Annotated in this window: 6 protein-coding genes; 1 reads left to right on the top strand and 5 read right to left on the bottom strand. The window is 41.6% G+C overall.

Annotated elements, in window-relative coordinates:
• Positions 1-50: 50 nt before the first annotated feature.
• The 5 genes from RBATCC27255_RS07000 to RBATCC27255_RS06980 all read right to left on the bottom strand — a co-directional run bounded on the left by RBATCC27255_RS07000 (position 51) and on the right by RBATCC27255_RS06980 (position 4,223).
• A complete protein-coding gene (locus tag RBATCC27255_RS07000) occupies positions 51-1,211 on the bottom strand; it encodes a plasmid recombination protein (protein WP_242958582.1) in 1,161 nt (386 codons plus the stop codon).
• A 218-nt stretch (positions 1,212-1,429) separates the two neighbouring features.
• The gene (locus RBATCC27255_RS06995; protein WP_101029345.1) at positions 1,430-2,623 is read right to left on the bottom strand and encodes an AAA family ATPase; all 1,194 of its coding nucleotides are present in this window, start codon (positions 2,621-2,623) and stop codon (positions 1,430-1,432) included.
• On the bottom strand, positions 2,613-2,948 hold the full coding sequence (locus RBATCC27255_RS06990) for a plasmid mobilization protein (RefSeq protein WP_101029344.1): 336 nt from the start codon (positions 2,946-2,948) through the stop codon (positions 2,613-2,615). The genes RBATCC27255_RS06995 and RBATCC27255_RS06990 overlap by 11 nt, the downstream gene beginning before the upstream one ends.
• Before the next feature lies 1 nt (position 2,949).
• A complete protein-coding gene (locus RBATCC27255_RS06985) occupies positions 2,950-4,023 on the bottom strand; it encodes a site-specific integrase (protein ID WP_101029343.1) in 1,074 nt (357 codons plus the stop codon).
• Between the two features lie 5 nt (positions 4,024-4,028).
• Entirely contained in the window at positions 4,029-4,223 is a 195-nt protein-coding gene (locus tag RBATCC27255_RS06980; protein ID WP_021883140.1) for a helix-turn-helix domain-containing protein, read from the bottom strand.
• Positions 4,224-4,512: 289 nt separating this feature from the next.
• Here RBATCC27255_RS06980 and RBATCC27255_RS06975 point away from each other — a divergent pair.
• Positions 4,513-4,959: helix-turn-helix domain-containing protein (locus RBATCC27255_RS06975; protein ID WP_101029137.1), on the top strand; the 447-nt coding region annotated here is incomplete at its 3' end.

Below are 4,959 nucleotides of genomic sequence, written 5' to 3'. Positions count from 1 at the left end.
GTTTGTTCAAAAATTGTGTTTGCCATTTTGTTTTACCTCCAAAAATTTATTTATCTTGAGCGTGGGTTTTCACGCTTACGACCTTTAATATTTCTTGCCTGTTCAAGCAACTCGTCAATCTGTTTATGCCCGAAAACTTTGCGCAAAAGTTTGTAATCTTTGACCTCTGAACGCAAATTTTCGTTTTCGTTTTTCAGCTTACTGTTGATTTTCGATAACATTTCGTTCTCACGATAGAGATTGCCGTTCGTGATATTTAATCTATGGTAATTGTCCCAACCTTCAAAGCAACGAGCCAATGCCGTCTTGATTAACGCTTTTAATTTTTGAATAAGCGGCTCTGCAATTTTGGTTTTATATGCTTTTGCAGACATAAAACTTTGCGGTTCGGAGAGCTGATATTCGGGGGCATTATCGAGCATTTCTTCCACATTCCTTAATTTTTCCAAACCATCATCATAGTTTAACACTCGCTCGGATAACACATTAAATTCGGCTTGCTTTTCTTCGATTTTAGCACCCAATTGTTCAAGTTCTGCTGTTCTTTCTTGCTTTTTATAATCAAGAACAGACAAATGTTTTTCGTGCGTTCCTTTGTGTTCCCACTCAATTCCGTGTCGTTCCATAACGAATGCGAGTGCAGATTTTTCTGCGCTTACCCATTGATTCCACTCGGTATCTCCACGGGTTCCGCCCTTAAATCCTTGTGCGGCAAGCGCCTGCTTTAGTGATACTCTCGTGTCAAGTCCACGGTTGCTGCCGGTTGTGAACGGAACAAAATCAATATGCAAATGGGGCGTTGCCTCGTCCATATGCAGATGAGCAGAGAACACTTTTAGGTTGGGATTTCGCTCTTGAAATCCCCGATAATACTCATCTAAAACCTGCCGTGCAAGCTGTCCGTTTTCGCTTTCGACGCTCATATTTTCCTTATCGCCAATCTGTAAAATCAGTTCGTGAAACGGCTTTTCTTGCTTTGAGTTTCTGATTTTCTCATAGTAGTTTTCTATTCTGCGGTCGGCTCTTGTCTGCTTTTCGTTGTATCTTTTTAGTGCTTCGTCAAACAATTCGTGATAGATTTTCTTTATCGGCTCGTTACAGTAATCAATGTTCAAATGCGTTCTGATCCCGTCAACATTTTCAGCCTTGAACTTGCGGCTGTTGTGATTGACCGAGCCTTTACCCACCATTGCGCTTATCGTTCTTTGCATAAGTTATACCTCCAATCTCATAAACTTGCTCGTCCTCGGTTCTGTTACTCTTGTCAAGAGTAACGCAAAAGCACTTTTGACAGGCGAGCCCATCAAAAATGCAACCTGCGAGCAGGTTTTGCGCTCTCCGAGGGGCAAAGAGCCGCCTTTGAAAAGGCACTCTCTGCACACTCTGCTAAACTTTTGCTGTGACAAACCGTGACGATGGTGACAATGTTTTAGACCACATCACCGTTCTCGGAGAGTTTGTCACGGTCGTCACACATTGACACGCTTTCTTTCCAAAGGGATATTTTTCGTCCGCTGTGCGTGCGACTCGCTTTGTAATGAATGTCGTAATCTTTAAGCAACCGCCCGGCGTTGATACTAAGTCTTAGCGACAGAACATTAGGCTTAATATCCAATCCAATAAGTTTGCTCAATTCAGAAGCCGTCCCGTCCCATCGGCTACTGTCCGAAGAAAGAACAGTCGATACCTTTTCAAGCAGCGGGTCAGGCGGCTCTGTCCAAACTTCTGTTTCGCTTTTTTCAAATTCCCATATAAGTTTTTGCGGATTGCGAACAAGGTGTATTCGCTGATCCTGCTGATCTCTGCCGGTGACATCAAGCGTTGCGGCATTGGTTGTTCGTTTCTCTTTGCTGAGAACAAAGGCGCCGTCTGCCGCACCGAGCAATCCGTTTGTGCCGGAGATTGTATCAAATTTATCGTCTGCCTGCTGTTTGCGTGTGTGATGGACGATAAGCATTGTTACCTTGTAGCTGTCGGCAAGCGCTTTCAGCTTTGCGACTACATCGTAATCACTGCCGTAGCTGTAATCCGCACCACCTGTCTCTCGAACACGCTTTAGCGTATCTATGATAATCAGTCCGGTGTCAGGGTGTTCCTGAATAAAACCTCTTATTTGGTCTTCCAAACCGCCGTTTACGGTTTTGCTTTCTGTTGCAAAATACAAGTTGTCCGTTCCGTCAGCGCCGAACATATGATAGAGCCTGCGCTGTAAGCGAGGGTAATCATCTTCAAGGGCAAAATAAAGAACGGTTGCATTGCGGACTCTGTAATTCCAAAGCGGAGTTCCAGTGCTGATATGGTAAGCGAGCTGTGCCATCATAAAACTCTTTCCTACTTTCGGAGAACCCACGAACAAGTAAGTTCCCTGATAAAGCAGACCGTCTATAAGTGCGGTTTGTGTTTCGAAATCGGTATCATACAGAGCCGACATTGAAACGGTTTTCAAATATGACGGATCCATTTGTCTCAGCATTTCTCTTTGCATTTCACGAAAACTTTCGTCAAAATCCTTGATATTTTCATCGTTATCGTTTATACTAATGTCAGTACATTTTTGGATTGACTGCTCCGTATCTGCGCCAACAGATACATTCGGGGCGGTCATTTCTTTTTTATTCTCCATTGTTATCCTCTCCTTTCAATCCGCCGAGAATATCGGCAATCATTTCTATTACATCAAGCAACTCATCATTTACCTCCCCGCCGGCTTTTATTCGCTGTAATTCCGACAGCACATCGGCAAGCTGGTTTCGCAAAGCCTTGAATACTCTCGGATTGCCTTGCACAACTATATCCCTGTGCGTGAGTCGCCTTGTTATATAATCCTGCTTAGTTAGTCCTGAAAGCCGTACATAAGTTTCAATTTGTTTGTCCTCCTCCGGCGATACACGAAACGCTACGGTTTTGTTTCTCCAGCGGTTATGCTCATCTCTATTTTTAAGTGACATTTTACTCGCCCCTTTCCATATCTAACTTATCCGCCATTTCAGCCTGCTTTGATGGGAACAAATGTGCATAGTTGTAAGTTATATCAATGCTTTCATGTCCCACACGGTCTGCAATAGCCGTCGCAGAGAATCCCATATCAATCAGCAAACTAACGTGGCTGTGGCGGATATCGTGAATACGGATTCTTTTTACGCCTGCTTCTTTTGCGCCTCTGTCCATTTCTCTGTGCAGATAGCTTTTTGTAATTGGAAACACTCTGTCCTCCAACCCCACATCGTAAAGCATTTTCAGATAATCCTGCATTTCATCACAAAGGAACTTTGGCAACTGAATTGTGCGGTTACTTTTCTCTGTTTTCGGTGAAGTGATTATATCTCTGCCGTTTAAGTGCTGAAACGATTTATTAATTGTTACCGTTCGCTTTTCAAAATCGAAATCAGCAGAAGTAAGAGCTAACAGCTCGCCCTCACGAATACCCGTCCAATAGAGCATTTCAAACGCATAGTATGACATCGGCTTATCCATCATTGCATCAGCAAACTTCAAATATTCCTCTTTAGTCCAGAAAAGCATTTCACGATTTTTCTTTTTACCCATGCTGCCCGCCTTTTGACAAGGGTTTTCTTTCAGGTTGTAGTACCTGACAGCATGGTTGAATATCGCAGACAGCTGATTGTGTATTGTTTTCAAATATACGGGAGAATACGGTTTGCCGTTATCGTCCTTATAATTGATAAGCTCATTTTGCCAAGTAATTATTTGTTGTGCGGTTATGTTGCACATTTTCAGCTTACCGAAATATGGAATAAGCTTTTTATCAATAATATGTTTCTTGGTTTCCCAAGTGTTTTCTTTAAGTCGAGTCTGCATATCTTCGGAGTAATGTTCAACAAAACTCTTGAAATTCATATCCAAATCTCCGCCAAGCTTATTAAGTTGTTCTCTTTCCCACGCCTGAGCCTCACGTTTTGTTTTGAATCCTCGTTTTTGTGATTGCTTTCGTTCGCCATTCCAATCGGTATAGCGATAGATAACACGCCAAGTATTTGTTTTTTCTTCCTTATAAACAGCCATTGATATCACATCCTTTCTTTTTCGGCTGTACCATAACAAACTCTTTCTAAAAAATACTGTTTGTTTACTCGTCCTGAAATAGTTATAAAGCCTTGTGCTTTTAACTCTTCGTTAAGCTGCTGCACGATTTTATAGGCATAAGATTTTGAAATACCTAATTCGTCGGCAACATCTTGTACTTTCATAAATGTTGTACTCATACTGAAACCTCCTTTCAATTCTTGTTAGTTTGTTTATTTAGTGTCGGAGAACTTTCTGACCGCATTCCGATTTGCCCGAGCGGATACACCATTACCGTGATGTATGACGGATATTCAGTTTTCGCAAACAACTTAACGCTATTTGCTTAATGATTATACTAAACATATTCCGTTATGTCAAGTGGTTTTCGTAAAAATATTAAACTTTTTTGTTTTATGTTACTTGACATATACTAAACATATATGATATACTGTTTGCACATTATATGAATAAGGGAGCGTAAATTTTATGGCAATCGGAGAGAGAATAAGGTTCTTTCGTAATCTTTGCGGAATGACACAGAAATATTTAGGACAGGTGGTCGGATTTCCCGAAAAAACCGCTGACATTCGTATGGCACAGTATGAATCCGGAAGTAGAACGCCTAAGGCTGATTTAACAAATAAACTTGCAGAGGTTTTCGATATATCGCCACAGGCTCTTTCTGTTCCTGACATTGACAGTTACATAGGGTTAATGCACACCTTGTTTACATTAGAGGACAGATACGGATTGACAATATTAAAGACTGAAAACGGTGTTTCAATGTATGCAGACCCTAAAAAAGGAACAGATGCTGCCGAGCTTTCAGAAATGCTCGCTGCGTGGGCTGAACAATCCGAGAAATATCATAACGGCGACATTAACCGTGACGAATATGACAAGTGGCGCTACAATTATCCGAAGTATGATGAA

The sequence above is a fragment of the Ruminococcus bromii genome (genome assembly GCF_002834225.1).
GTDB lineage: Bacteria > Bacillota > Clostridia > Oscillospirales > Acutalibacteraceae > Ruminococcoides > Ruminococcoides bromii.
This window is presented reverse-complemented; position numbering and strand designations above follow the sequence as displayed.

Excerpts from the sequence above, each read along its gene's own strand:
- RBATCC27255_RS06995 (WP_101029345.1), bottom strand. The coding sequence starts at position 2,623 with ATGGAGAATAAAAAAGAAATGACCGCCCCGAATGTATCTGTTGGCGCA.
- RBATCC27255_RS06990 (WP_101029344.1), bottom strand. The coding sequence starts at position 2,948 with ATGTCACTTAAAAATAGAGATGAGCATAACCGCTGGAGAAACAAAACC.
- RBATCC27255_RS06985 (WP_101029343.1), bottom strand. The coding sequence starts at position 4,023 with ATGGCTGTTTATAAGGAAGAAAAAACAAATACTTGGCGTGTTATCTAT.
- RBATCC27255_RS06980 (WP_021883140.1), bottom strand. The coding sequence starts at position 4,223 with ATGAGTACAACATTTATGAAAGTACAAGATGTTGCCGACGAATTAGGT.
- RBATCC27255_RS07000 (WP_242958582.1), bottom strand. The coding sequence starts at position 1,211 with ATGCAAAGAACGATAAGCGCAATGGTGGGTAAAGGCTCGGTCAATCAC.